Origin of the sequence: Micrococcus sp. HMSC31B01 (genome assembly GCF_001816085.1) — a bacterium.
Classification (GTDB): Bacteria; Actinomycetota; Actinomycetes; order Actinomycetales; family Micrococcaceae; genus Micrococcus; species Micrococcus luteus.
In genome coordinates this window covers 1-1,033 of record NZ_KV824948.1, presented here as the reverse complement: position 1 = coordinate 1,033, position 1,033 = coordinate 1, and the positions used below count along the sequence as shown (strand labels likewise).

Annotated in this window: 1 protein-coding gene; it reads right to left on the bottom strand. The window is 77.3% G+C overall.

Going from position 1 to position 1,033, the window contains the following annotated elements:
• Positions 1 to 1,033 (bottom strand): 3'-5' exonuclease (locus HMPREF3105_RS01940; RefSeq protein ID WP_141762399.1); only part of this gene is annotated, 1,033 nt, incomplete at both ends.

Genomic DNA, 1,033 nt, shown 5'->3' with positions numbered 1-1,033 from the left:
GGGTCCGCGGCGTGCACGGCCGCGGCGGCCGCCTCCACCCCGTGCCGGCGGGCCCGGGAGCGGTGCGGCAGCGGCTGCCAGCGTTCCTCGTCCTCGGGGTCCTCCGGGTCGGCGACGAAGGCCTCCGGGCCGTCGAGCGGGTCGAAGGGCCAGCGGGCGACCAGCGTCCGGGCCGCGGCGGGGTTGGCCTCGGGCAGGTCGTCCTCGGCGGGGGCGGGGCCGAGCGCGACGCCGGGCACCTCCCCCGCCAGACCGGCCACCTCCTCGAGGAAGGCCGAGGCCGGCAGGGGCTCCTTGTTGACTCCCTTGAACAGGGAGGTGCTCAGCCACAGGGCGGATCGCGCGCGCGTGTACGCGACGTAGGCCAGGCGCCGCTCCTCGCGCTCGGCGTGGGCGGCCACGGCCACGGCATAGGGGTCCGGGTTGCCCTCCTGGGCCGCCTTGGAGCTGTACTTGGTGCCGGCCGACTGGACCCAGTCCCGCTGGTCCTGGGCCCACGAGCCGTCCCACTGCGGCAGCGACGCGCGGTCCCCGCGCAGGGGCCACGGCAGCGCGCCGGCCCCGGGGCTGGTCCAGCGGTCCGCCCGCGTGGACGGGAACGTGCCCTCCTGCAGGCCGGGGACCGCGACGACGTCCCACTCGAGCCCCTTCGAGGCGTGCGCGGTGAGCACCTGGACCAGGCCGGGGGTGGGTTCGGCGTTCTCGACGCCGAGGCCGTCCTCGTGCTCGAGGACGGACTCCGTCCAGGCCAGGAACGCCGTCAGGTCCGTCGCCGTGGTGCCGGCGCCGAAGTCGCGGGCCGCGTCCTGGAACGCGTTCAAGTGCCGCCGGGCCGCGGCCGCGGAGACGCCGGGCCGCAGGGCCACCTCGACGTCCAACCCCGTCTCACGGATCACCTCCGCGATGAGGTCGGCCGGGTCCTCCCCGGTGCGCGTGGAGAGCCGGCGCAGCTCGGCGTTGACGGCCCTCAGCCGGGCCAGGCCCTCGGGTGAGAAGCCGCGGCCGCGGGAGCCGACCCAGTCCGTCCCCTCCC